We start from the raw sequence: 24,213 nt of genomic DNA on the forward strand, positions 1-24,213 counted from the left end.
CGTCTATTACAGTCGGAGGTGCCTTGGAGTATGGCACGCGTTTCTGGTTCCGAGACGACCGCCTTATATTTGATCAGGGTATTACTGAGCAGGATGAGGGGCTTAGAACTGCAAGACCAACGTCTTGAGCGGTGGCTGGCGGTCCATTGACGGGAAGTCGCTGGCCGGGGTCAGCACCTGCCAGTCACGTACCGGGCGTCCCGCTTTTTCGGCACAACGCAGCACGTTTTCTCGCCAGTCGTCCATGCTGACTTTCGCCAGATTGTTGCAGCAAATCAGCACACCGTCGGGCGCGGTGGTCAAAACGGCGGGTTTGAGCAGGCTTTGATAGTCACGCAGCAGGTCGACCGTGCCAAACGCACTTTTGGCCCACGCGGGCGGGTCCAGCAAAACCAGATCGTATTCGCGTTGCTCCAGGCGCGGGTAAGCCGGCAGCTTGTGGCGACGCTGAATGATCGGCAAACCCGCCAGCTGGCGGATCGCTGCGAAATAGTCAGACTGCACAAATTTCATGCTGGGCAACGTCGGGTTCAACAGCCCGTTCTCGCGACCCACGGCCAGATTGCCTTCGGCAAAGTCCAGGTTGCAGACTTCGCTTGCGCCGCCTGCGGCAGCACTCAGGCCAACCCCGCAGGTGTAGGCGAACAAGTTGAGCACGCGTTTGCCAGCGCTGTGTTGTTTGACCCACCCGCGTGCGTTACGCAGATCAAGAAACAGCAACGGGTCCTGACCGGCATGGCGGCCGCGCACACGGTAGTTCAGCCCCCATTCATGGCCCACCAGGTCTTGCAGGGCGGCCTCGTCGGCGCGGTAGACCGTGTCTTCACGATCAATGCGGGAATTGCCCTGAGAGCGGTCGTTGTAGACCAGTAGCAGTTCCAGCCCCACATGACGATTGATGGCTTCATGCAGTTGCAGCAAATCATCGCGCTCAAGACGCTGGTGAAAGCTTTGCACCAGCAGTTGCGGGCCGTAACGGTCGATGGTCAAGCCCCCGGCACCTTCCTGGCTGCCATGGAACAGGCGATAACAATCTGTGCCTTGAGCGTGCAGCTCGGCCAGCAAGTCGTGACGGTTATCGAGGGCGGCGCGCAGCGCCTGATTCAAGGAAGACATGCGTTGCGCCTTGGGGGACAGAGAAGGCGCGGGAGTTTACCAGAACAACGCGGGTGGTTTGGTGCAGGAGCGAGCAGGTTCGCTCCTGCGATGGGACGATAGTTACGCGCGCTCAATCGCCAGCGCTACACCCTGACCGCCACCGATGCAGAGGGTTGCGAGGCCTTTTTTGGCATCGCGCTTGAGCATTTCGTGGAGCAGGGTGACGAGGATTCGGCACCCTGACGCACCAATCGGGTGACCAATGGCAATGGCGCCACCGTTCACGTTGACCTTGCTTGCGTCCCAGTCCAGTTCTTTACCCACCGACAAGGCTTGGGCGGCGAACGCTTCGTTGGCTTCGATCAGGTCCAGTTGTGCCAGCGTCCAGCCTGCCTTGGCCAGGCAGCGTTGGGTAGCGCTCACTGGGCCGATACCCATGATGGCCGGGTCGACGCCTGCGTTGGCGTAGGCCGCGATTTTAGCCAGGACTGGCAAGCCCAGCGCCTGGGCTTTGTTCGCGCTCATCAGCATGACCGCTGCAGCGCCGTCATTGAGTGAGGATGCATTACCCGCCGTGACCGATCCGTCTTTTTTAAAGGCAGGGCGCAGTTTTGCCAGCGATTCAGCCGTTGTGCCCGCGCGCGGTTGTTCGTCCGTGGCGAAGGCAATCGGGTCACCTTTGCGCTGCGGGATCAATACGGGCGTGATTTCATCCACAAAGCGGCCGGTTTCGATGGCTTCAATGGCCTTTTGTTGAGAGGCAGCGGCAAACGCATCCTGAGCTTCACGGCTGATGCCGTACTTATCCACCAGGTTTTCGGCGGTTATACCCATGTGGTAATCGTTGAACGCATCCCACAAACCGTCGCTAATCATGGTGTCGACGATCTGACTGTGCCCCATGCGCAGGCCGGTACGGGCGCCGGGCACGATGTAGTTGGACAGGCTCATGTTCTCCTGGCCCCCGGCAATGATGACCTCGGCATCGCCGCAGCGAATGGCTTGCGCGGCAAGGTGCAACGCCTTGAGGCCAGATCCGCAGACCTTGTTCAGGGTCATCGCAGGTACGGCAAACGGTAAGCCGGCCTTGATTGCGGCCTGACGGGCCGGGTTCTGGCCGGCGCCGGCGGTCAGCACTTGGCCCATGATCACTTCATCAACGTGGGCACCGTCCAGGCCGGTCTGTTCCAGCAGTTGACGAATGACTGCCGCCCCCAGATCAACCGCAGGTACGTGGGCCAGTGAACCTTGGAAGCTGCCGACGGCAGTGCGAGTGGCGGCAACGATTACGACGTCTTGCATGGCGCGAATCCTCATTATTATTGGCGTGTGTCGCTCGGAATCAGGCGCGCATGGTGTCACAAATATCCTTGCCTGGTGTAGTCGCCGACCATGGTTGCGCACGGCCGGGGCTGGTTCGCCAGCGTCATTCCCCGTGGGCTACCGGACTGTACGTGTCAGGTAATTCCCATCCGCCGTCGCGCCCTTTGCACGGAGCCATCACGCACGGCCCAGCGCAAAAGCGGGGCGGTGCGGTTCACGCTGGCGCGAATCAGCGTGCGCGTCATGGGACGTTGATACAGCCCCAACTGATCGCTGGCCCAATCGGGCAGCAAATCGATTCCGGCCTGCATCATTAGGGCGCCAAACGGCTTGGCCAGCACGCTGGGAGAGGGGGCATCCAGAAGCAGGCGAATGACTTCATGGCTGCGCGCGTCACATAACAATTGGGGACGAACCTGTTGCAGGTAATCAGCGATTTGCTGGCGCGAGCGCGGCACATCCTTCGCGCCCAGTCGCTCAGCGACCACAGCAATTTCGTCGTAGTACCGGTCTTGATCCGCGACTGACAAATAGGGGTTTCGGTAGCGTAAATGCGCGGCCAGAAAGTTGCTGACCTCCGCGACATGCACCCACGTCAGCAATGCAGGGTCGCTGGCGGCATAAGGGCGGCCATCGAGGCCAGTGCCCGTGACCTGCTCGTGAATGGTGCGCACCTTGTCGATCAGCCAGTCGGCGTCTGCCGTCGAGCCAAACGTGGTGCCGGAAATGAACTGCCCGGTGCGACGCAGCCGCCCCAGCATGTCCTGTCTGAAATTGGAGTGATCCCATACCCCGGCAAGCGCCAACGGGTGCAAGGCTTGCAGCATCAAAGCGCTGATGCCGCCAATCAGCATGCTGGTGAAATCACCATGCACTTGCCAACTGATGGAATCGGGGCCAAACAGGCCGGGATCGCCTTTGGGGTTTTCGAGGTCCAGCTGGCCGAGTGAAAGCCCGGTCAGGCTCATGATTTGACGTTCGATGGAGCGACGGATGATGTCCATGTTGCCTCGGTTGTGCCAGCCAGTCGGGGTGACTGGCTGGCGCTCAATCAACCGCGATGGCGACCGCGGAAATAATTGATCAGGCCTTGGGTCGAAGCGTCATCGGCCGGCTCTTCCAGGCTGCCGGTGAGGCGGTAGTAGACGCCCTTGCCCAGCTCTTTGCCCAACTCTACGCCCCATTGGTCGAAGGCGTTGATGCCCCAGATCACGCTTTGCACGAACACTTTGTGCTCGTACAGCGCAACCAGTGCGCCGAGGCGGCGAGGGCTGATGCGTTCGACCACCAGGGTGTTGCTCGGGCGGTTGCCCGGGATCACCTTGTGCGGCGCGAGTTTTTGCACCTGCTCTTCTGGCATGCCTTTTTCGCGCAGCTCGGCCTCGGCTTCTTCGCGGGTTTTACCCAGCATCAGGGCCTGGCTTTGGGACAGGCAGTTGGCATACAGCCACTGATGGTGGTCGGCGACCGGATTGAAGCTGACAATCGGCACGATAAAGTCGGCCGGAATCAGTTGGGTGCCTTGGTGCAGCAACTGGTGATACGCGTGCTGGCCGTTGCAGCCCACACCGCCCCAGATCACGGGGCCTGTGTCGGTCGACACGGGCGTGCCGTCCTGGCGCACGCTCTTGCCATTGGACTCCATGTCCAATTGTTGCAAGTGCTTGGTGATGTTACGCAAGTAGTGGTCGTACGGCAGGATCGCGTGACTCTGTGCGCCCCAGAAGTTGCCGTACCAGACGCCCAGCGCGGCCATCAGCACGGGCATGTTTTGCTCGAACGGAGCGTTCTGGAAGTGCTGGTCCATGCTGTAGGCGCCGGACAGCAATTCCTTGAAGTTGGACATGCCGATGGCCAGCGCGATGGGCAAGCCGATAGCCGACCACAGCGAATAACGACCGCCGACCCAATCCCACATCGGGAAAATGTTTTCTTCGCGAATACCGAACGCGACCGCCGCTTCGTTGTTGCTCGACACCGCAATGAAGTGGCGATGCAGTTCAGCTTCGGAGCCGCCTTGCGCCAGATACCAGGCGCGGGAGGCTTGGGCGTTCTTCAGGGTTTCGAGGGTGTTGAACGATTTGGACGAAACAATGAACAGGGTGGTTTCGGCGCGGATCTTGTGCGACAGCTCGTGGAATTCACTGCCGTCGATATTCGCCAGGTAATGGCAGCGAACACCTTTTTGCGCGTAGGACAACAGCGCTTCGGACACCAGCTCTGGGCCCAGGAACGAGCCGCCGATACCGATGTTCACAATGTCGGTGATGGGCTTTTCGGTATAACCGCGCCACAGGCCTTCATGAATGCGACCGACCAGTTCGGTCATCTTGTTCAGGACTTTATGCACCTCGGGCATGATGTCCGCGCCATTGACCGAGAGCTTGTCGGCCACCGGGCGACGCAGTGCCGTGTGCAAGGCCGGACGGCCTTCGGAGGCGTTGACGATTTCGCCCGAGAACAACGATTTGATTGCACCCTTGAGGTCGACTTCGTTGGCCAGATCGACCAGCAGCGAGCGGGTTTCGTTGGTGATCAGGTTTTTCGAGTAGTCCAGGAACAGCCCGCAGCTGCTCAGGGTGAAATCTTCAAAACGTTTGGGGTTGCTGTTAAACGCGTCGCGCATGCTGAAATGTTGCATGCCGGCGCGGTGTTGCTTCAACGCTTGCCAAGCGGGCAGAGCGGTAACGTCATGAGGAGTGCGGTAGTACGCCATCGCTGCGGATATCCTTTTTTGCTTGAACTGCCTGTTGGACACTGAAAACACCGAATCCTCCACATTAAAGACGGGCGGACTGCGGTTCGCCTGCTTAAACGCATCAGACACAAGCAGGGCGATCACATTAACCCTAGTGCCTGCATCTGTCTCGGCTTTGTCTGACACGTAGCGGTAACTTTTGTCACCGCTACGTGACTTCAGGTGAAACGTTTCAGTGTTTTTGTGTCGATTGCGAAGCCTTTATCGCCCGTGGCTCACAGTGCGTTATCAAGGTTCACATGCACGTTATCGATCAGGCGGGTAGTGCCCAGGAAGGCGGCAACCAGAATCACCAGGTCGCGATCACTGACGTCGGCTGGCAGCAACGTCGATGCGTGGCGAACTTCAAGGTAATCCACACGCAGCCCGAGCGCTTCCAGTTGAGCGGCGTGTTGGCTCGACAATGCCAGATAGTCGCGCTCGCCGTTCTGGATGGCCGTGGCCATTTCGCGCAGGTGGCGATACAAGGCCGGGGCCAGCGCTCGCTGTTCTTCGCTCAGGTAGCCATTGCGCGACGACAGGGCCAGGCCATCTTCGGCGCGCACCGTGGGCTCTCCGATGATTTGAATGGGCATGTTCAGGTCATGCACCATCGCCCGGATGACGGCCAGTTGCTGATAGTCCTTTTGCCCAAAGATCGCCAAGTCAGGCTGAACCATGTTGAACAGTTTGCTGACCACCGTGGTAACACCGTCAAAGTGCCCCGGGCGACGGCTGCCGCACAGCTCGTTGCTCAAGGCGGCAGCGGTGACGCGGGTCAGACCCTGCATGCCGTGGGGGTACATTTCTTCTACGGTCGGGGCGAAAAGCAGGTTACAGCCCGCTTGCAGGAGTTTTTCCTGATCGGCGGCGAGCGTGCGCGGGTAGGTGTCGAGGTCTTCGTTGGCCCCGAACTGCAGCGGGTTCACGAAAATACTGGCCACGACGAAATCGACCTGCTGGGCTGCTTTCGTGACCAGTGCCGCGTGGCCGCTGTGCAGGTTGCCCATGGTCGGGACAAGGCCGATTTGCTTGCCTTCACTGCGGGCGCGGGCGACAGCTGCACGCAGCTCGCGGACGGTTTTAACAGTGTTCATGCAGAGAATCCGTGTTCGGCGCCAGGAAAGCTGACGGCTTTGACTTCGGTCACATAAGCGCTGAGCGCCGATTGTATGTCTGGCTGGCCTGTCATGAAGTTTTTCACGAACTTGGGTACACGCCCGGTGAGGGACAGGCCGAGCATGTCATGCAGTACCAGCACCTGGCCGTCAGTGTCGCTGCCAGCGCCAATCCCGATAACCGGGATCTTCACCGCGTGGGTGATTTCTTTCGCCAGCTCGCTCGGTACGCACTCAAGCAGCAACATGGCGGCACCCGCCTGTTCAAGGGCGATGGCATCTGCACGCATCTGGCGCGCCTGGTTTTCATTGCGACCCTGAACCTTGTAACCGCCCAACACGTTAACGGTTTGTGGCGTCAGGCCCATGTGGGCACACACGGGAATGCCGCGTTCGGTCATCAGGCGAATGGACTCGGCCAACCAGACAGCGCCCTCGACTTTGACCATGTGCGCACCCGCTTTCATCAGCTGGGCGCTGTTGTTCAGGCTTTGCTCAAGGGTGGCGTTTGCCATGAACGGCATGTCGGCGAGAATCAGGGCGTCCTGATTGCCGCGTTTGACGCAGGCCACGTGGTAGGCCATCTCGTCATTAGTAACTGGCAGTGTGCTGTCATGCCCTTGCAGGACCATGCCCAAGGAGTCGCCCACCAGTAACACTTCAACGCCAGCCTGATTGCAGGCGTGCGCGAAGGTGGCGTCATAGCACGTCAGCATGGTGATTTTTTCACCTTTTTGCTTAAGGCTTTGCAGGGTGGTCAGGGTGATAGCTGGCATGAAAAGGATCCTCGTCAGGCAGTGCGATAACCACTGCGAGTCACGCGCGTGATTCATCGTTATAAGCAGGCGCACCTTTAAAGCGGTGCTTTGAATGCCGGCTTTTCACATTGCGCCGCCGGGTAGGCGGCAGCGGGATGCCTATAGTCGTGACGAGCACACGGGAAGTCAATTAGAGGTGTTACCGCGTGAGTGTTACCGCGGTTATTGATTCGATTCAGCGCCAGGAGCGAGGCGCTCAAGACCGACATACGGGCAGTCGTTCAAGAGCTGTTGCAGGCTGCGGCCATCGGCCAGGGTCAGCGAGGCGGGGGCCAGTTCGGCAAGGGGGTACAGCACGAACGGACGAGCGTGCATATGGTAATGCGGGACTTTGAGACGCGGTTCGTCAATCAGGCGATCGCCAAACAGCAGGATGTCGAGGTCGAGGGTGCGCGGCCCCCAGCGCTCAAGGCGCTCGCGGCCTTGATCCGTTTCGATGGCTTGCAGCGCATCGAGCAATGCAAGCGGCGCCAGGTTGGAGTCGATGGCGGCCACGGCATTGGTGTAGCGCGGCTGCCCCGGCAGTAACGAATCGCTTTGGTAGAAGGCTGACACCCCGACCCAGCGGGATTGAGGCAGGTGCGCGAGCGCTTCGACAGCGCTGCGCAGTTGTTCGGCCGGGTCAGCCAGATTGCTGCCCATTCCAATGTAGATGCGTTCCATCACTTACTCGTCAGCGCCTGCGCTGCGTTTACGCTTGTTGGCGCCTGTGCGTCGGCGTTTGCGGGGCGCTGGGCCCGCGCCGTCATCCTTGGCGTTGCTCAAGTCACGGATCATGTCGCGGCGACCGCTGTCGTTGGCGTCTTGATATTCGGTCCACCACTCGCCCAGGCCGTTTGTCTGCTCGCCTGCGCTTTCACGCAACAGCAAAAAGTCGTAACCGGCACGGAAACGCGGGTTGTCGAGCAGCATGTCGGCGCGTTTGCCACTGCGACGCGGCAAGCGCTCCTGCATGTCCCAGATTTCGCGAATGGGCAGGGTGAAGCGTTTCGGAATGGCGATGCGCTGGCATTGTTCGCTGATAAGCTCGTGCGCGGCTTCCTGCATGGCAGGAATAGGCGGCATGCCTTGGTCCTGCAGGCGCAGAACACGCGCTGGCAGTGCAGGCCACAGCAGGGCGGCAAACAGGAACGCCGGGGTCACCGGTTTGCCCTGTTTGATCCGCAGGTCCGTGTTGCGCAAGGCTTCGCTGATCAGGGTGTGGGTGTACGTCGGGTTGTGTTCCAGTGCTTCGGCGCTGGCCGGGAACAGTGGATCGAACAACTCAAGGTCAACCAGCATTTCGAATGTGTCAGAAGCATTCCCCGAGAGGAACAGCTTGAGCACTTCTTCGAACAGTCGCGCAGACGGGATTTCGCGCAGCATGGGGGCCAGATCGCGAATCGGCGCCGCTGTGTGCTTCTCGATGCCGAAGTCGAGTTTGGCGGCAAAGCGCACGGCTCGCAGCATGCGCACGGGGTCTTCCTGATAGCGCTGTTGCGGGTCGCCAATCAGGCGCAGCAAGCGATTGCGGATGTCGTGTACACCGTTGGCGTAATCGAGAATGCGTTCGCTGACCGGGTCGTAATATAGGGCATTGATCGTGAAGTCGCGACGCTGGGCGTCTTCTTCCAGTGTGCCGTATACGTTGTCGCGCAAAATGCGCCCGCTTTCGTTACGCGAGGACTGATTGCTGTCTTCCTCTTCGTCATTTTGCGGGTGATTGGCGCGGAAAGTGGCGACCTCAATGATCTCGCGACCAAAGTGGATGTGTACCAGCTTGAAGCGTCGGCCGATGATGCGCGCATTACGGAATTCCGCACGCACTTGTTCAGGCGTGGCGCTGGTGGCGACGTCAAAGTCTTTGGGGGTGATGTTGAGCAACATGTCGCGTACACAGCCGCCAACCAGGTAAGCCTGGTAACCGGCGTTTTGCAGACGCTCGACAATGTTGACCGCGTAACGGCTGAACTGGGCACGTTGCAGCGAGTGTTGGCTGCTGTTGAGCACTTCTGGGGTGCTGCGCAGTTGTTGCGTACGACGCTTGGGAGAACGGAATGACTGGAACAGCTTCTTCAGCATGGGATGCACTGTTTGAAGGAATGTTCGGCCAAAACGAAGAATGACCGCATGATGGGCGGGGATTCTAGCATTTAGTCAGGGGATGGTGTAGGACGCTTAACCTGTCGATTGCCACACACGCTCAGAACCTGCGCAAGAGGGCCGTGTTAGAGAGGCTAAATGATTTTGTCGAATCGCAGGAACCACAAGGGGAGCCGAAGCTCCCCCAGAATTAGTTGCGTGCTCTATTTTTATTATTGGTTGCGGGCTTCTTGTTTTTGTTGATCGCCCTGGTTACCCGGGTTTGCCGGTGTAACCCTCCCAATCGGGAGATAAGAGCAAACGGATTGCTTTGGTCGCTGTGTTGATGTGATCCATGATCCAACTAGTTCAGGGTCTGCTTTACATGCAGTTTTTGTTGTTCTCTGCCTAGTCGTGGGGCAAGCCCCAATGACAACACCTCTCCAAAAGAATCAGTTAGCTGCGCCTCCGCCGTGTTGTTTTTGTTATGCGTGAGCCGATACGTCTTATTTTTATTGTGTGTTGCTGTGATTCTTATTGTTCTTGTACGAATACATATAGCAGGTGTCGTGCCAACTTTTGCCAGGCCCAGCAAACGCGGGGCTTTTCCCGCATTTCACCTTTTTCAGGCCAAAAAAAAGCCGGGTCTTCGTTACCGTAAGACCCGGCATTTGTTACGTGTTTAGCGTGAGGTAACAGTTTTTTCACGTGAGTGAGTGTTACCTGAAGCGTTACCCCTCGCTGGCAACCCCTGTTTTCCTGCGCGGGATGCCCAGGCGCTGGCGGCGTTCCCACAGGCATTTACGGCTGACACCCAGTTTGCGAGCCAGCTCGGTTTCAGTCATGTGATCCTGATGCTCCAGCACGAAATGCTGGAAGTAGTCTTCCAGTGACAAATCTTCGGTCGGGTCCAGGCTGGTGTTACCGCTGCTGATGCTCTGTTGTGGGGCAAGACCGATAAAGTCGTCGTCTTGTAGATCACTCAGCTCGATATCGATGCCCAGCAAGTCGGCGGAAATTTCCGGGCTTTCGCACAGAATCACCGCGCGCTCTACAGCGTTCTCCAGTTCACGCACGTTACCTGGCCAGGCGTAATGTCGAATGGCTTGTTCGGCGTCCGCCCCGAATTTCAGGTCGGTGCGGCCCACGCGGGCGCTTTGGCGGGCAAGGAACGCGTGGGCGATCTCGTTGACGTCTGCGCCACGTTCTCGCAGCGCGGGCAACTTGAGCGCAATCACGTGCAGGCGGTAGTACAAGTCTTCGCGGAACTGGCCGATCTTGGCGAGGCTTTTAAGGTCACGGTGAGTCGCGGCAATCAGGCGTACATCGACCTTTTGAGACTGCACCGACCCTACGCGGCGGATTTCGCCTTCCTGAAGCACCCGCAGCAAGCGCGCCTGGGCTTCGAGGGGCAGTTCACCGATCTCATCAAGGAACAGGGTGCCGCCATCCGCCGCCTCGACCAACCCGGCCCGGCCCGCGCTGGCGCCCGTGAACGCGCCTTTTTCATGGCCGAACAGTTCCGATTCGATCAGTGATTCAGGAATCGCCGCACAGTTAACCGAGATCATCGGTGCCTTGGCACGCTTGGACAGGTTGTGCAGGGCACGGGCCACCAGCTCTTTACCCGTACCTGATTCGCCTTGAATCAATACGTTGGAGTCTGTGGGGGCCACTTTGCGGATCTTGCTGTACAGGTCCTGCATGGGCGGGCAAGAGCCAATGATGCCGATTTCGCCATTACTGTTATCCACAGCATTTTTGTCAGCAGCCGCAGCTTTGGCCGGGCGCTCGACGGACTGGCTCTCGGCGTTCTGACGATCACGCAAAATGCGCGCGACCGCTTGCAGCATTTCGTCGTGATCGAAGGGTTTGGCGATGTAATCGACCGCGCCCATTTTCATCGAGTCGACGGCCGAGCGCAGGCTGGCGTAACTGGTCATGATCAGCACCGGCTTGCCTTCTCCGAGCTTGATCAGCTCGGTGCCTGGCGCGCCCGGCAGGCGCAGGTCGCTGACAATCAGGTCGAACGAGGGAATGCTGAAACGCTCCTGCGCTTCCTGCACCGAGCCCGCTTCGCTGACTTGGTACTGATTACGCTCCAGCAAGCGGCGCAACGCGGAGCGGATGATGGTTTCGTCTTCGACGATCAAAATATGCGGCATTGATTCGGTTCTCTCGACGGTCTCAGTTCACAGCGGACGTCGCTTCGACATGGCGCGGTAGTGTCACCCGGATACGGGTTCCGCGCTGGCTTTGAATGTCAGCCGGGCTGTCGATGGTGATTTGTCCATAATGCTCTTCAACGATGGAATAGACCAGTGCAAGGCCCAGACCGGTGCCTTCGCCAGGGTCCTTGGTGGTGAAGAAAGGTTCGAACAGACGGTCCATGATGTTCTTCGGAATGCCCGAGCCTTCGTCTTCGACGATCAGGTCGACGGTGTGCTCGCTGGCTTCCGTCTTGACCCGCACCGCACTGCCGGCCGGGCAGGCGTCACGGGCGTTGGACAGCAAGTTGATCAGCACCTGCGCCAGTCGCTGCGGATCGCCGTCGACCCAATGATCGGGGTCGCACAGGTTGTAAAACTGCACTTCAAAGTTGCGCCGGTTCAATGCCAGCAGACCGATGGCATCCTGTGCGACTTCGGCCAGGCACACGGGTTCGTCATTGTGTTGATGGCTGCCTGCGTGGGCAAAGCTCATCAAGGACTGCACGATGCGCGAGATGCGTTTGGTCTGTTCGAGTATTTGGCTGCTGATTTCCGTCAGTTCGCTATCGTCTTCGCGTTCTTCGCGCAGGTTTTGCGCCAGGCAGGCAATACCGGTCACCGGGTTGCCGATTTCATGGGCCACGCCCGCGGCAAGGCGGCCGATGCTGGCCAGTCGTTCGGAGTGCACCAGTTTGTCTTCGAGCATCTGGGTTTCGGTCAGGTCTTCCACCAGCAAGACGAGGCCGCTGTTGCCGGGCGCCAAGGGCTCATCAATCGCCGCCTTGTGCAAGTTCAGCCAGCGCGTCTGTCCATCCAGTGCCAAGTGCTGTTTGTGCAAGTGCTCATCCGGCAATTCGATAAAACCTTGCAACAGCTGGCGCCACGGATCGCCCAATGTGTTCAGACGCGAGCCCACGACCCGTTGCGCTGCAATGCCGGTCAATTCTTCCATGGCTTTGTTCCACATCAGGATCTCTTGATCCTTGGCCAGTGAGCACACGCCCATCGGGAGTTCTTGCAGGGTCTGGCGGTGATAGCGGCGCAGGGCATCGAGTTCGGCTGCCAGCCCGGTCAGGCGCGAATGGTAGTCCTCAAGCCGGCTTTCGATGAAGTGGATGTCTTCGGTGACGTAATTTTCGCCACCCGACTTGTAGGGCAAAAAGGTTTCAACCATGTCCTGGGCAACACTGGGGCCCATCAGGCCCGAGAGGTTGGCTTCGATGCGATCGCGCAGGCGGCGCAGGGCGTAAGGTCGGCGTTCATCGAAGGGCAGGTACAAGTCGCGCAAGGCTTGCTCGACTTCTTTTTGCGCAGCCTTGGCGCCTAACGGTTTGGCCAGTTGCGTGGCGAACTCTTGCGGTGAGGCCGCGTGCAGTTCACGCCGTTGCGGGCGACGCACATTGTCCACCGCGCAGGCTTCAGCTGCGCTGGCTTCTTCGGTGCTGGCGTTGGTGAACAGGGAAATCAGGGTGAACATCAGGACGTTGGCCGCCAGCGACGCGATGGCCGCCATGTGCCAGCTGGTGTCATCCAGCACGTAAATCATGTCCAGCCACGGGATGTAGAAGCCCTGGAAGTTGCCGATCAGCGGAAACAACATGCTGACCATCCACACCACGATTCCGGCCAGCAAACCGGCAATGAACCCCCGGCGATTGGCGGTCGGCCAGTACAACACGGAGAGCACGCCCGGCAAAAACTGCAGCGTCGCCACAAACGCGACGATGCCGAGGTTGGCCAGATCCTGCTCGGCGCCCAGCAGCAGGTAAAAGCCATAGCCGGCCATGATGATGGCTACGATCAGTGCGCGGCGGGTCCACTTCAGCCAGCGGTAAATATTGCCTTCGGCCGGTGGCTGGTAAAGCGGCAGTACCAGGTGGTTCAGGGCCATGCCTGAGAGTGCCAGCGTGGTCACGATGATCAGCCCGCTAGACGCCGACAGCCCGCCGATATACGCCAGCAAGGCCAGAGATTTACTGTTGGCTGCGATCCCGATGCCGAGCGTGAAGTATTCCGGGTTGGTGGTAGCGCCCAGTTTGAGTCCGGCCCACAGAATCAGCGGCACTGCGAGGCTCATCAGCAGCAAGAACAGCGGCAGGCCCCAGCTGGCGCTGACCAGAGCCCTTGGGTTGAGGTTTTCAGTGAAGGTCATGTGATACATGTGCGGCATCACGATGGCCGAGGCAAAAAACACCAGCAACAGCGTGCGCCACGGGCCTTCTTGAAGCGGTGTGTGCAACGAGGCCAGTGCGGTCTGATTTTGCTGCAACCACACTTCGAGCTGTTGCGGGCCGTCGAAGACCCCGTACAGCGCATAAAGGCCCACGCCACCAATGGCGGCCAGTTTGATCACGGATTCGAAGGCGATTGCAAACACCAAGCCTTCATGTTTCTCGCGGGTCGCAATATGCCGTGAGCCGAAGAAAATGGTGAACAGCGTGATCATCGCGCAGAAGCTGAGGGCTACGCGATGCTGCACCGGCTCACGGGTGAGAATGCTGATGGAGTCCGCCACGGCCTGGATTTGCAAGGCCAGCAGCGGTAACACGCCGATCAGCATGAAAATTGTGGTCAACGCGCCCGCCCAAGTGCTGCGAAAGCGAAACGCAAACAAGTCGGCAAGGGAAGACAGTTGGTAGGTACGAGTGATCTTCAGGATCGGGTAAAGCAGCACGGGCGCCAGTAGAAAGGCTCCCGAGACTCCGAGGTAACTGGAGAGAAAGCCGTAGCCGTATTCGTAGGCCAGGCCGACGGTGCCGTAAAAGGCCCATGCGCTGGCGTAAACGCCCAGTGACAGGGTGTAGGTCAGCGGGTGACGGATGATCGCGCGCGGAATCATGCCCCGTTCGCTGATCCACGCCACGCCAAACAGCACCAGCAGGTAAGCGGCGCTGACGAGCACCATCTGGGTCAGGCTAAAGCTCATCGGCATCTTTTTGGCTCTGCAGAATAAAGGTCACCACGATCAGAATCAGCCAGAGCAGATAAGGCCGGTACCAGGCGCCCGTCGCGTTGATCCACCAATCCATGATGGCGGGGGAAAACAGGTAGATCCCGACAACCAGCAACAGGACCAATCGATAGATGTACATCCCGCCCTCACTTAACGGGCCGCATGCCCCAAAAACGTGCGGCGATGGTAACGGATGGCTGGCAACCTGCAAGGGCTGTCAGCGTAAATGCGCTTCTTGCAGGGTGTGGGTGCGGGGTATCAACCCGGCGTCCCAGTGCGCTATTGCCCAGTCTAGAACCTGGCGCGGACTCGCGTGCTCCAGACGGTCGTCAGTCGGTTGGCCCAGCGTGCGCAAGGCGCGTAGTAACAAGGGTGTGGCTTGCTCGGGCGTCAGTGCAGGCGAACGGTAGGATTTGCCGAGTTTGTGGCCATCGGGTTGCACGATCAGCGGCACGTGCAAGTAGCGCGGCTGCGAGAGGCCGAGCAACTCTTGCAGGTAGAGCTGGCGCGGTGTGGAGTCCAGCAAATCGGCACCGCGCACGATATCGGTCACACCTTGGGCGGCATCATCGAGTACGACGGCCAGTTGATAGGCGTAAAGCCCGTCACGGCGACGGATGATGAAATCCCCCACGTCGCGGCCCAGGTGTTGGCGGTACTCACCCTGGACGCGATCCGTAAAGGCATATTCCAGTTCCGGGACCCGCACACGGATGGCCGCGTTTTCCATGGAGTGGCCGGCGTTACGGCAGAACCCCGGATAGACGCCGTTATACCCTTCAAGTTGTTTGCGCGAGCAGGTACAGGCATAGGCCAGGCCTTGGCTGAACAGGCGCTCTACAACGTGGGCGTAGGCGTCATGACGATCGCTCTGTCGGATCCATTCACCGTCCCACTCAAAACCATAGCGGTGCAGCGCTTCAATAATCGCGGCTTGGGCACCGGGCATCTCGCGGGGTGGATCAAGGTCTTCCATGCGCAATAACCAGCGGCCCCCTGCCGAGCGGGCGTCCAGATAGGAGGCAAGGGCTGCGACCAGTGAGCCAAAGTGCAAATGACCGCTGGGGGTAGGGGCAAAGCGCCCGATGTAGGAGGGGGATGATGCAGCCGTCATGGCATGGATCCTGTAACCGCTGGCGCTAGGTGCGAAGTGCGAGGGGAGGCCGTTGTGCTCGTATCTTCAGGGCGCCTGACCGCTGTTGCAGTGTCAGCAGGGCAGTGCTGTGTGAGCACGCTTCAGAAACGAAAACGGGGCGTTCGCACGCCCCGTTTGGTCAAGCCGGCGATTACTTGCCGACTTGTTTTTCCTTGATTTCAGCCAAGGTTTTGCAGTCTACGCACATGTCAGCGGTTGGGCGTGCTTCAAGACGGCGGATACCGATCTCGACACCACAGGACTCGCACCAGCCGTATTCTTCGTCTTCGATCAATTGCAGCGTCTTGTCGATTTTCTTGATCAGCTTGCGCTCGCGGTCGCGGGCACGCAGTTCCAGGCTGAATTCTTCTTCCTGGCTAGCGCGGTCGGCCGGGTCAGGAAAGTTTGCCGCTTCGTCTTTCATGTGATCAACAGTGCGGTCGACTTCCTGCATCAAGTCCTGTTTCCACTTTTGCAGAATCTTGGTGAAGTGTTTGCGCATGGGCTCGCCCATGTACTCTTCACCCTGCTTTTCAACGTAGGGCTCGAAGCCGCTAAGCGTTTGAGTATTCTGTTGCTTTGCTTCTGTGGGCATGAAATGGACCGCCTCTCATTCTTCTAATCCATTGCGCAGGATTGCAACATCACCGACACCTGCCGGCCCTGCGGCTGCAAGCGGCCGAACTTACCAGATCAAATCGGGCCGCGCTACTCCCTGTTGTCTGGCCTGTTGCCGGTGTTTGTGCACAAACCCTGTAGTGCTTGAGATTAATGGCTGAATATTAAATTTAGTCGAGCTATGACCGGAGCTTGCGCCGTTTGGTTCTACCGGGGCGGCCGCTAAGACCTTATTTAGCTCTCCCTCTTGCGTGGGCTTGGGTAGAATCGGCCTTTTGCTCACTCAGGAAGGCAGGCTCATGGCTCAGTCTTACAGTGCGCGCAGTCGCGCAATCGAACCGTTCCACGTCATGGCATTGTTGGCGCGTGCCAATGAATTGCAAGCGGCGGGCCATGATGTGATTCATCTGGAGATCGGTGAGCCTGACTTCACCACAGCCGAGCCCATTATCGCGGCCGGGCAGGCGGCGCTGGCAGCGGGCAAAACCCGCTATACCGCGGCCCGCGGGCTGCCTGAGCTGCGCGAAGCCCTATCAGGTTTCTATCAGCAGCGTTACGGGCTGAGCATTGATCCTGGCCGCATTCTGATAACCCCCGGCGGCTCTGGTGCACTGCTTTTAGCCAGCAGCCTGCTGGTCGATCCGGGAAAACACTGGCTACTTGCCGATCCGGGCTACCCCTGTAACAGACACTTCCTGCGCTTGGTGGAAGGCGCTGCCCAGTTGGTGCCGGTCGGCCCGGAGGTGCGTTATCAACTGACCGCTGATTTGGTGGACCGCCATTGGGATCAGGACAGTGTGGGCGCGCTGGTGGCTTCGCCTGCCAACCCGACGGGCACGCTGCTCAGCCGTGATGAACTGGCCTCGCTGTCGGCGGCCATCAAGGCGCGTAACGGACATTTGGTGGTGGACGAGATTTATCACGGTCTGACGTACGGCTGTGAGGCGCCGAGTGTGCTGGAAGTGGATGACAGCGCCTTTGTGCTGAACAGCTTTTCCAAATACTTCGGCATGACCGGCTGGCGCCTGGGCTGGCTGGTGGCTCCGCCCGAAGCCGTCGCGGACCTCGAAAAGCTGGCGCAGAACCTCTACATCAGCGCCCCGAGCATGGCGCAATACGCCGCGTTGGCGTGTTTCAAACCCGAGACGTTGGCCATTCTCGAAGCGCGTCGGGCCGAGTTTGGCCGCCGTCGTGACTTCTTGCTGCCCGCCTTGCGCGAGCTGGGCTTCAAGATTGCGGTCGAGCCTGAAGGCGCGTTTTACCTGTATGCAGACATCAGTGCGTTTGGCGGCGATGCCTTCGCGTTCTGCCGCCACTTTCTAGAAACCCAACATGTTGCCTTCACGCCCGGTCTTGATTTCGGTCGTTTTCAGGCCGGCCATCACGTGCGCTTTGCTTACACCCAAAGCCTGCCGCGTTTGCAGGAAGCGGCAGAGCGCATTGCTCGTGGACTACAGAGCTGGAACCGCTGATGCAGTTTTCTCCCGCGTTGGAAGAAGGACGTTTGATCAAGCGCTACAAGCGTTTTTTGGCAGATATCGAAACGGTTAACGGTGAGTTGATGACCATTCACTGCCCTAACACCGGTTCCATGCTCAATTGCATGGTCGAGGGAGGGCAGGTCTGGTTCAGTCGTTCCAATGACCCCAAGCGCAAGTTGCCGGGGACGTGGGAAATCAGTGAAACCCCGCAAGGCCGGTTGGCCTGCGTCAACACCGGCCGTGCCAATCGCTTGGTCGAAGAAGCCCTGCTGGCCGGGGTGATCACTGAACTCAACGGCTTTACGGCGCTTAAGCGTGAAGTGGCGTATGGCCAGGAAAAAAGCCGGATTGATTTCCGTCTCGAATACCCCGACGGCTTTGCCTTTGTTGAGGTCAAAAGCGTGACCCTGGGGTTTGACGGTACATCCATCGCTGCTTTTCCGGATGCGGTGACGCAACGCGGTGCCAAACACTTACGAGAACTTGCGAGTTTGGCCCGCGACGGCGTGCGCGCAGTGCAGCTGTATTGCGTCAATCTCACTGGTATTGATGCCGTAAGGCCGGCTGCAGAGATTGATCCTGGCTATGCCGCCGCCTTAAAAGAGGCGGTCGCAGCGGGCGTGCAGGTGTTGGCGTATGGCGTAAGCCTGACCCCTGATGCTGTACGAGTGGACCGCCGTTTAGCGGTCATCCTCTGACATTTCAAGGCTGAGCCAGATGCCTTGGCTGTCTTCGTGGCAGTCAAGGCCGGTTAGAAATTGCCCGGCGCAAGGCCCGGCCACGCACTCGCCGGACTCGATCAAGAACAGGGCCGCGTGGGTGGCGCATTTAATCAGGCTGGTGCTGTCGTCAAGAAACTGGTCGGGCTGCCACTCCAGGCGGACACCCCGGTGCGGGCAGCGGTTTTTGTAGGCATAGACCCGGCCCTCACGTCGCACGACAAGCACGTCTGATTCGTCTATTTGAAAACCGCGACTGTTGCCTTCTTTCAAGTCCTCAGAGGGGCATAACCACTTCATGGCAATCCTTAATGGCTGCTGATACTCGCGTAGATGACGCGGGTGACAGGGTGTTTATAGGTTGACGTGCAAATGCAAACAATTATCAAATGGCTGGCTGCTCCGCGATCTGCTGTGTCCACGGCGCGGGATTTTACTGTTCCCGCTGACCCACTTATTAAAGGAACGCCTTTGTATGCGCTTGCGTCTTCGCCTGATTACGCTCTTTGCTGGCCTTGTGATCAGTACTGTCAGCTCGGCTGCCGAGTTGCCACACCGTTGGGTCAGTGCCGGTGGGGCACTCTCGGAATGGGTCTGCGCGCTGGGGGCGGAGTCTAAATTGGTTGGGGTCGATACCACTAGCCAACATCCTGAATCACTTAAATCCCTGCCCAGCATCGGCTATCAGCGTCAGCTGTCGGCAGAGGGCATCCTGAGCCTCAGGCCTGATGTGTTGATCGGCACGCAAGAGATGGGGCCCGCCAAGGTCTTGAAGCAGATTCAAGCGGCCGGGGTGCCGGTTGAAATGTTCTCGGCGCAGGCTGATCTGACGACCCTGCAAGCGACGCTGACGCATTTAGGGCGATTACTTGGCGATACAGCGCACGCCAAGGACGTGTTTGACCGTTTTAAGCAGCAAATGGATCAGCAGCAGGCTCAGGTCAAGCACTTGCAAGCAACGCACAAAACGCCGGGCGTCCTGTTGTTGCTGGGTCATGCGGGTGGCAAACCGATGATTGCCGGTAAGGACACCGCTGCCGATTGGTTGCTGACGCAAGCCGGCGGCCGAAACCTTGCCACCCATTCAGGCTACAAGCCTTTCTCGGTCGAGGCGTTGGCGGGGCTGAACCCGGAGGTTCTGGTGTTTGCAGATCGCAGTCTGAGCGGTGAGGCCGCCCGTACAGCCCTGTTGAAAGAAAACCCGGTGCTGGCATCGATTCGCGCAGTCAAAGCAGGGCGGCTCTATGAAGTGGACCCAACCTTGTTGGTCGGCGGGCTGGGGCCGCGGTTGCCGGAGCGTCTCAAGCAACTCACGGTTGAGTTTTATCCCGAGGCCGCAGCCGCTCAATGAAAACGCTGGTAAAGCCCCGTTCTTTGTTTATTGGTTTGACCCTCTTGTGCCTGCTGGCGACCTGGTTGTCGCTGGCGCTTGGGCCAGTGAGTTTGCCGCTGTTCGATACGTTGCGCGCAGCCATGCGGTTGATGGGGTTGTCGGTACAGGGGGAAGGTCTTGAACAGGCAGAGTTGATTCTCGGGCAGATCCGCTTGCCGCGAACCTTGCTTGGGCTGGCGGTCGGCGGTGTTCTGGCGCTGTCGGGCGTTGCGATGCAGGGCTTGTTCCGCAACCCGTTGGCCGACCCCGGTCTGGTCGGGGTCTCCAGCGGTGCAGCCCTCGGAGCGGCGATTGCCATCGTAGGCGGCGCTGCCTTGGGTGGGTTGCCTGACTTCATCGGGCCGTACTTGCTGTCGCTCTGTGCGTTTTTGGGGGGCTTGGGAGTCACTGCGCTGGTTTACCGACTGGGGCGGCGAAACGGCCAAACCCATGTGGCCGTGATGTTGCTGGCGGGGATCGCCCTGACGGCATTAGCGGGTTCCGCAGTAGGGCTTTTCACTTATCTGGCGGATGACGCGACGCTTCGTACGCTGACGTTCTGGAACCTGGGCAGTTTGAATGGCGCCAGCTATGCGCGGTTGTGGCCGCTGCTGCTGGTCACGGCTGGCGTTGCGCTGTGGCTGCCATGCCGGGCAACGGCGCTGAATGCATTGCTGCTGGGCGAGTCTGAAGCCAATCACTTGGGGATAGACGTGGAGGGCCTGAAGCGCGAACTGGTGTTTTGTACTGCTTTGGGCGTCGGTGCGGCTGTGGCGGCGGCGGGCATGATTGGCTTTATAGGCTTGGTGGTGCCCCATCTGGTGCGGCTGTTGGCCGGGCCCGATCATCGCGTGTTACTGCCCGCATCCGTCTTGGCGGGGGCGAGTTTACTGCTGTTTGCTGATCTGATTGCGCGTTTGGCGCTTGCCCCCGCTGAGCTGCCCATCGGTATTGTGACGGCCTTTCTGGGGGCGCCATTCTTCCTGTATTTACTGCTGCGGGGGCGCCACTGATGTTGCGAACGGAAAATCTGCAGATCCGTCGTGGGCAAAAAGCCGTGTTGTCGGCTGTCACCCTTGAGGTCCGTCCGGGCGAGGTCCTCGGCGTACTTGGGCCTAACGGTGCGGGTAAAAGTACGTTGTTGGCCGCATTGTGCGGGGAGTTGACGCCTGCCGAAGGGGAGGTCTGGCTCGATCAGCGTGCGCTGAGTCAATGGAAAGGTGGCGAGCGGGCCCAGCGACTGGCCGTGTTGCCGCAAACCTCGACGCTGGAGTTCGCATTCAGGGTTGAGGACGTTGTCGGCATGGGCCGTTTGCCGCACCAGACAGGCCGGATACGCGATGCCGAGATTGTTCACGCCGCCTTGCAGGCTGCGGATGTTGAACACCTGGCTGGTCGCAGTTACCTCGACTTGTCGGGGGGCGAGCGACAGCGTGTGCACCTTGCGCGCGTGCTGGCGCAATTGTGGCCGGGACAGGGTGGGCAAACGCTGTTGCTGGATGAGCCGACCTCGATGCTGGACCCTTTGCATCAACACACCACGTTAAAGGCCATTCGGGCGTTCGCCGACCGTGGCGCGGCGGTCCTGATCATCCTGCATGACCTTAATCTGGCCGCACGCTATTGCGACCGGTTGTTGCTGTTGGAAGACGGCAGACCGCGAGCGCTGGATTGTCCACAAGCGGTGTTGCAGCCTGCGTTGCTCAAGGCCGTCTTCGGGCTGGATGTGCTGGTGCAGCCACACCCGGAATTAGGGCATCCGCTGATCATTGCGCGCTAAGCCCAACGCTGAGTAAGAGCTCTTCACACGTTTTGCAGGCAAAAAAAGACCCGGCAAGAGCCGGGTCAAATAACCGTGATTAGCCTGATGAGGAGATTTTCTGAGAGTCCGAACCAAGGGCCTTTCAGAAGATCGACTGGCCTCGCGACCAGATGGCGTAATAATAACAATTCTCATTATCGAGTCAACAGCAGTTTGTCGCTTTTTTTACTGCGATTGAAAAAAGTCAGACTTTGCGCGGGGCGAGCAATCCTTCGACCTGTTTGTTGAGGGCTTCTTTGCGTTCCGCAGGAACATCGTTCCAGTGGACATCCAGCAAGGCTCCCTCAATGGCATAGAGCAAGACTTTAGACGCTCTGAACCCTCGAGCCTTTACCGCACGATAGGCATCTGCGGCACCAAGCCGTTTCAAGTCCGAAAGGTTATGAATACCCACAGCGTGCAGCCATTGCGCCGACGTCTTCCCAAGATTTCTCAAATGCTGGAGTTCATCGTTCATCAAGCCTCCTTGCGACGGCGCGAGCGCAGTGTTTACTGGATCAAATCAGTCTTTCAGGAGTGTAGCGCTCTGTAGGAAAACCGCTCTTCTTTAGTCGGTTTTGGAACAAGCAGGGTGTTTTAAGGGCGAAATGCAGGGGTCGAGGAAACCCGCCGAAGGGAGATGAAACGATGAGGGTAGAGCCACCAGGCAAGGTCAACAAGCCGGGGTCGCGCCGACGCAAAAGCGCTCACCCGGATGTCGTATTTTTCTACTTTGTGCGGTAACGCAGGCGAGTGCCGAAGTTAACCGACATCAAAATTTCGTCCGCTGTCACTTCAACCGGGAAGTAGGCCCCTGAAATCTGCGCATGGGCCAGACTCGCACCTTCGATACAGGCTGTACGCAAGTCCAGCCCCCGGAGATCGGCAGAGCGGAAATAACTGTCGGTGAAATCCACGTCCTGGGCGTTCAGCTGCCGTAAATCCAAGCCTCGGAAATCGCCGCCTCGCATATCGATGGGCCCTTGCGGACGTTCCTGATTGAAACCGGCGATATCGTCTTTGTGCAACAGCGCGTACAGCGCCGAATCAAGCAATTGTGGGCGGCTCATGGGGCGTCTCCTGTTGGATTTATGACGCCATTATAGTGCCACTATTGAGTGGCCGCGAACCTTTAGCGCCTCGCGGTCACTCGGCCTTATTACAGGCCTGGCAAGCGCTGACGAATGTCCTCGATCAAGGTGTCCAGACTCTTGCTGTTGTTGGTTTCAATACGCTTGCTGCGCTGCACTTCGTCAGCGCCCAGCGGCTCGCGACTGGCACGTTGAGCGTGCACCACGTCGAGGGTGGCATCGGACGGGTCGGTGCCTTGAGCCTGACGATGAGCCAGCCAGCCTTCAATCACGGCGTCCGGTGCGTCGCAATCGATGATCAGGTACGGCACACCGGTGGACTCGGCCACGCTGGCAGCGGCGTCACGTTGTTCGCGTTTCAGGTAGGTGGCATCAATGATGACCGGGAAACCTGCGCGCAACACGGTTGCGGCCAGCTCATGCATTTTTTTGTAGGTGGTTTCGCTGGCGTCGGTGCTGTAGATCCCTTCACCCACAGCATTTTCAGGCTGCTGTTCACCGAACAATTGTTTGCGGATGACATCGGAGCGCAGACGGATAGCGCCCAAAGCTTCGACCAGACGCATGGCGACCGAGCTTTTGCCCACGGCTGAAACACCGTGAGTGATGGCCAGAAAGCGCGATGGAATCGTGCTGTAGCTTTCTGCGAGGTTGGCGTAGTTGCGGTATTGGCGCAGGGTGGCAGCGCGTTGAACGCCGGTGGCATCGGCGGGCATGCTGAACAGACTGACCTTGGCGCGCACCAGCGCGCGGTAAGCTTTATAGAAATTCAGCAGTTCAAGGCCCTGATAGTCGCCGGTCAGCTCCAGGTATTGGCTGACAAAACGCCGTGCCAGACACTTCAAGCCGCGGTCTTCAAGGTCCATGGCCAAAAACCCTACATCACCGTAGACGTCGGTGAAGCGGAAGGGCTCGTTGAATTCAATGCAGTCGAAAATCACCACCTTGCCATTGATCAGTGTGGCATTCCCCAAGTGGATATCACCGTGGCATTCACGGATAAACCCTTCGGCTTTACGTTGTTTGAGCAGCGGTTCAAGGCGGATGAAACTGCTCTCAGCCCAAGCTTGAAGGGCATCCAGTTGCTGCAAGTCGGCTTTATCTGTCAGAAACGGCCGAATTTGATCGAAGTTCTGGCGCACAGGCTCCATTACGGCTACTGGAGTGCCTTGGTAGTGTTCCAGCGGTACATGGGGCGCCTGGATATGAAAATGAGCAATTTGTTGGGCCATTTCATCAATGTGCGCGGCAGTCAGCTCGCCATTGGCTTGCAACGTGCTCAGCAATTGGCTCTGAGGGAATTGAAGCATTTTCAACGCGTACTCGATCACCACCCCGTTACCGCCGATCACAGGCGCATCGGGTGTGCCGGTGATGGGCAGTACGTCAAGGTATAACCCTTCAGTGAGGCGCTTGTTCAGGCGCAGTTCTTCATTGCAAAAGTATTGGCGTTGATTGAGGTCGGTGAAGTCGAGAAAACCGAAGTTGACCGGTTTTTTCAGCTTGTAGGCATACTGGCCAGTGAGAATTACCCAGGAAATGTGCGTTTCGATTACCTGAAACCCATCGACTTCATGCGGGTATAGGCTCGGGTTCTGTAGCGCGGCGATCAGGTTCTGGCTCACGGTTGGTCCTTCAAGACGGGGAAAATTCAATGGGCCATTATGGCTCCTGATGG

22 protein-coding genes are annotated in these 24,213 nt (G+C 58.8%); 5 read left to right on the forward strand and 17 right to left on the reverse strand.

Annotated features, from left to right (window positions below):
- Nucleotides 1-102: 102 nt before the first annotated feature.
- From BKD70_RS01835 to dksA, 13 genes are all read right to left on the reverse strand, one after another.
- The gene (locus BKD70_RS01835) at nt 103-1,116 is read right to left on the reverse strand and encodes a class I SAM-dependent rRNA methyltransferase (RefSeq protein WP_047277512.1); all 1,014 of its coding nucleotides are present in this window, start codon (nt 1,114-1,116) and stop codon (nt 103-105) included.
- Between the two features lie 102 nt (nt 1,117-1,218).
- On the reverse strand, nt 1,219-2,400 hold the full coding sequence (locus BKD70_RS01840; RefSeq protein ID WP_047277511.1) for an acetyl-CoA C-acetyltransferase: 1,182 nt from the start codon (nt 2,398-2,400) through the stop codon (nt 1,219-1,221).
- A gap of 155 nt (nt 2,401-2,555) precedes the next feature.
- Nucleotides 2,556-3,425, reverse strand: coding sequence for an oxygenase MpaB family protein (locus BKD70_RS01845; RefSeq protein WP_047277509.1), 870 nt, complete (start codon nt 3,423-3,425; stop codon nt 2,556-2,558).
- A gap of 47 nt (nt 3,426-3,472) precedes the next feature.
- Nucleotides 3,473-5,137 (reverse strand): glucose-6-phosphate isomerase, encoded by a 1,665-nt coding sequence (gene pgi / locus BKD70_RS01850; RefSeq protein ID WP_047277507.1) that lies wholly within the window; start codon nt 5,135-5,137, stop codon nt 3,473-3,475.
- A 257-nt stretch (nt 5,138-5,394) separates the two neighbouring features.
- On the reverse strand, nt 5,395-6,255 hold the full coding sequence (gene panC, locus BKD70_RS01855) for a pantoate--beta-alanine ligase (RefSeq protein ID WP_047277505.1): 861 nt from the start codon (nt 6,253-6,255) through the stop codon (nt 5,395-5,397).
- Nucleotides 6,252-7,052, reverse strand: coding sequence for a 3-methyl-2-oxobutanoate hydroxymethyltransferase (gene panB, locus BKD70_RS01860; protein ID WP_047277503.1), 801 nt, complete (start codon nt 7,050-7,052; stop codon nt 6,252-6,254). The genes panC and panB overlap by 4 nt, the downstream gene beginning before the upstream one ends.
- Before the next feature lie 204 nt (nt 7,053-7,256).
- Nucleotides 7,257-7,757: a 2-amino-4-hydroxy-6-hydroxymethyldihydropteridine diphosphokinase gene (gene folK, locus BKD70_RS01865; RefSeq protein WP_047277501.1), complete on the reverse strand. Its 501-nt coding sequence runs from the start codon at nt 7,755-7,757 to the stop codon at nt 7,257-7,259.
- A 3-nt stretch (nt 7,758-7,760) separates the two neighbouring features.
- Complete coding sequence (locus BKD70_RS01870; RefSeq protein WP_047277498.1) at nt 7,761-9,155, reverse strand: polynucleotide adenylyltransferase PcnB; 1,395 nt, start codon at nt 9,153-9,155, stop codon at nt 7,761-7,763.
- A 731-nt stretch (nt 9,156-9,886) separates the two neighbouring features.
- The gene (locus BKD70_RS01875) at nt 9,887-11,320 is read right to left on the reverse strand and encodes a sigma-54 dependent transcriptional regulator (protein ID WP_047277496.1); all 1,434 of its coding nucleotides are present in this window, start codon (nt 11,318-11,320) and stop codon (nt 9,887-9,889) included.
- Between the two features lie 22 nt (nt 11,321-11,342).
- Nucleotides 11,343-14,297 (reverse strand): sensor histidine kinase, encoded by a 2,955-nt coding sequence (locus tag BKD70_RS01880; RefSeq protein ID WP_162199717.1) that lies wholly within the window; start codon nt 14,295-14,297, stop codon nt 11,343-11,345.
- Nucleotides 14,281-14,457, reverse strand: coding sequence for a hypothetical protein (locus tag BKD70_RS24630; protein WP_047277492.1), 177 nt, complete (start codon nt 14,455-14,457; stop codon nt 14,281-14,283). Before BKD70_RS24630 ends, BKD70_RS01880 begins: the two co-directional genes overlap by 17 nt.
- Before the next feature lie 78 nt (nt 14,458-14,535).
- Nucleotides 14,536-15,432: a tRNA glutamyl-Q(34) synthetase GluQRS gene (gene gluQRS, locus BKD70_RS01885; RefSeq protein ID WP_047277490.1), complete on the reverse strand. Its 897-nt coding sequence runs from the start codon at nt 15,430-15,432 to the stop codon at nt 14,536-14,538.
- A gap of 172 nt (nt 15,433-15,604) precedes the next feature.
- Nucleotides 15,605-16,048 carry an RNA polymerase-binding protein DksA gene (dksA, locus tag BKD70_RS01890; RefSeq protein WP_047277488.1) on the reverse strand — a complete coding sequence of 148 codons (444 nt, stop codon included), beginning with the start codon at nt 16,046-16,048 and terminating at the stop codon, nt 15,605-15,607.
- Nucleotides 16,049-16,370: 322 nt separating this feature from the next.
- Between dksA and BKD70_RS01895 the strand changes: the two genes are divergently transcribed.
- Both BKD70_RS01895 and sfsA read left to right on the forward strand, forming a co-directional pair.
- The gene (locus BKD70_RS01895) at nt 16,371-17,543 is read left to right on the forward strand and encodes a pyridoxal phosphate-dependent aminotransferase (protein ID WP_047277487.1); all 1,173 of its coding nucleotides are present in this window, start codon (nt 16,371-16,373) and stop codon (nt 17,541-17,543) included.
- Nucleotides 17,543-18,250, forward strand: coding sequence for a DNA/RNA nuclease SfsA (sfsA, locus tag BKD70_RS01900; protein ID WP_047277485.1), 708 nt, complete (start codon nt 17,543-17,545; stop codon nt 18,248-18,250). Before BKD70_RS01895 ends, sfsA begins: the two co-directional genes overlap by 1 nt.
- Here sfsA and BKD70_RS01905 read toward each other — a convergent pair.
- Nucleotides 18,233-18,571, reverse strand: coding sequence for a Rieske (2Fe-2S) protein (locus BKD70_RS01905; RefSeq protein ID WP_047277483.1), 339 nt, complete (start codon nt 18,569-18,571; stop codon nt 18,233-18,235). The two genes, sfsA and BKD70_RS01905, sit on opposite strands and share 18 nt — an antisense overlap.
- Before the next feature lie 175 nt (nt 18,572-18,746).
- Between BKD70_RS01905 and BKD70_RS01910 the strand changes: the two genes are divergently transcribed.
- The 3 genes from BKD70_RS01910 to BKD70_RS01920 are packed head-to-tail and all read left to right on the forward strand — an operon-like array spanning nt 18,747 to nt 21,423.
- The gene (locus BKD70_RS01910; protein ID WP_047277481.1) at nt 18,747-19,622 is read left to right on the forward strand and encodes a hemin ABC transporter substrate-binding protein; all 876 of its coding nucleotides are present in this window, start codon (nt 18,747-18,749) and stop codon (nt 19,620-19,622) included.
- A 50-nt stretch (nt 19,623-19,672) separates the two neighbouring features.
- Nucleotides 19,673-20,656, forward strand: a complete 984-nt coding sequence (locus tag BKD70_RS01915; protein WP_169835946.1) for an iron ABC transporter permease — start codon at nt 19,673-19,675, stop codon at nt 20,654-20,656.
- The gene (locus tag BKD70_RS01920) at nt 20,656-21,423 is read left to right on the forward strand and encodes a heme ABC transporter ATP-binding protein (RefSeq protein WP_047277477.1); all 768 of its coding nucleotides are present in this window, start codon (nt 20,656-20,658) and stop codon (nt 21,421-21,423) included. The genes BKD70_RS01915 and BKD70_RS01920 overlap by 1 nt, the downstream gene beginning before the upstream one ends.
- Before the next feature lie 226 nt (nt 21,424-21,649).
- Here the strand turns inward: BKD70_RS01920 and BKD70_RS01925 are convergent, their stop codons facing one another.
- From BKD70_RS01925 to BKD70_RS01935, 3 genes are all read right to left on the reverse strand, one after another.
- Nucleotides 21,650-21,922 (reverse strand): TfoX/Sxy family protein, encoded by a 273-nt coding sequence (locus tag BKD70_RS01925; RefSeq protein WP_047277476.1) that lies wholly within the window; start codon nt 21,920-21,922, stop codon nt 21,650-21,652.
- 250 nt (nt 21,923-22,172) lie between these two features.
- Nucleotides 22,173-22,514 carry a pentapeptide repeat-containing protein gene (locus BKD70_RS01930; RefSeq protein ID WP_047277474.1) on the reverse strand — a complete coding sequence of 114 codons (342 nt, stop codon included), beginning with the start codon at nt 22,512-22,514 and terminating at the stop codon, nt 22,173-22,175.
- Between the two features lie 89 nt (nt 22,515-22,603).
- Entirely contained in the window at nt 22,604-24,160 is a 1,557-nt protein-coding gene (locus BKD70_RS01935) for a bifunctional aminoglycoside phosphotransferase/ATP-binding protein (protein WP_047277472.1), read from the reverse strand.
- Between the last annotated feature and the right edge of the window lie 53 nt (nt 24,161-24,213).

The organism is Pseudomonas sp. BS-2016 (assembly GCF_001806145.1).
Lineage (GTDB): Bacteria > Pseudomonadota > Gammaproteobacteria > Pseudomonadales > Pseudomonadaceae > Aquipseudomonas > Aquipseudomonas lundensis.

Bases quoted from the DNA above. Each gene is read 5' to 3' on its own strand.
- BKD70_RS01835 (WP_047277512.1), bottom strand. From the start codon at position 1,116: ATGTCTTCCTTGAATCAGGCGCTGCGCGCCGCCCTCGATAACCGTCAC.
- BKD70_RS01840 (WP_047277511.1), bottom strand. From the start codon at position 2,400: ATGCAAGACGTCGTAATCGTTGCCGCCACTCGCACTGCCGTCGGCAGC.
- BKD70_RS01845 (WP_047277509.1), bottom strand. From the start codon at position 3,425: ATGGACATCATCCGTCGCTCCATCGAACGTCAAATCATGAGCCTGACC.
- pgi (WP_047277507.1), bottom strand. From the start codon at position 5,137: ATGGCGTACTACCGCACTCCTCATGACGTTACCGCTCTGCCCGCTTGG.
- panC (WP_047277505.1), bottom strand. From the start codon at position 6,255: ATGAACACTGTTAAAACCGTCCGCGAGCTGCGTGCAGCTGTCGCCCGC.
- panB (WP_047277503.1), bottom strand. From the start codon at position 7,052: ATGCCAGCTATCACCCTGACCACCCTGCAAAGCCTTAAGCAAAAAGGT.
- folK (WP_047277501.1), bottom strand. From the start codon at position 7,757: ATGGAACGCATCTACATTGGAATGGGCAGCAATCTGGCTGACCCGGCC.
- BKD70_RS01870 (WP_047277498.1), bottom strand. From the start codon at position 9,155: ATGCTGAAGAAGCTGTTCCAGTCATTCCGTTCTCCCAAGCGTCGTACG.
- BKD70_RS01875 (WP_047277496.1), bottom strand. From the start codon at position 11,320: ATGCCGCATATTTTGATCGTCGAAGACGAAACCATCATCCGCTCCGCG.
- BKD70_RS01880 (WP_162199717.1), bottom strand. From the start codon at position 14,297: ATGCCGATGAGCTTTAGCCTGACCCAGATGGTGCTCGTCAGCGCCGCT.
- BKD70_RS24630 (WP_047277492.1), bottom strand. From the start codon at position 14,457: ATGTACATCTATCGATTGGTCCTGTTGCTGGTTGTCGGGATCTACCTG.
- gluQRS (WP_047277490.1), bottom strand. From the start codon at position 15,432: ATGACGGCTGCATCATCCCCCTCCTACATCGGGCGCTTTGCCCCTACC.
- dksA (WP_047277488.1), bottom strand. From the start codon at position 16,048: ATGCCCACAGAAGCAAAGCAACAGAATACTCAAACGCTTAGCGGCTTC.
- BKD70_RS01895 (WP_047277487.1), top strand. From the start codon at position 16,371: ATGGCTCAGTCTTACAGTGCGCGCAGTCGCGCAATCGAACCGTTCCAC.
- sfsA (WP_047277485.1), top strand. From the start codon at position 17,543: ATGCAGTTTTCTCCCGCGTTGGAAGAAGGACGTTTGATCAAGCGCTAC.
- BKD70_RS01905 (WP_047277483.1), bottom strand. From the start codon at position 18,571: ATGAAGTGGTTATGCCCCTCTGAGGACTTGAAAGAAGGCAACAGTCGC.
- BKD70_RS01910 (WP_047277481.1), top strand. From the start codon at position 18,747: ATGCGCTTGCGTCTTCGCCTGATTACGCTCTTTGCTGGCCTTGTGATC.
- BKD70_RS01920 (WP_047277477.1), top strand. From the start codon at position 20,656: ATGTTGCGAACGGAAAATCTGCAGATCCGTCGTGGGCAAAAAGCCGTG.
- BKD70_RS01925 (WP_047277476.1), bottom strand. From the start codon at position 21,922: ATGAACGATGAACTCCAGCATTTGAGAAATCTTGGGAAGACGTCGGCG.
- BKD70_RS01930 (WP_047277474.1), bottom strand. From the start codon at position 22,514: ATGAGCCGCCCACAATTGCTTGATTCGGCGCTGTACGCGCTGTTGCAC.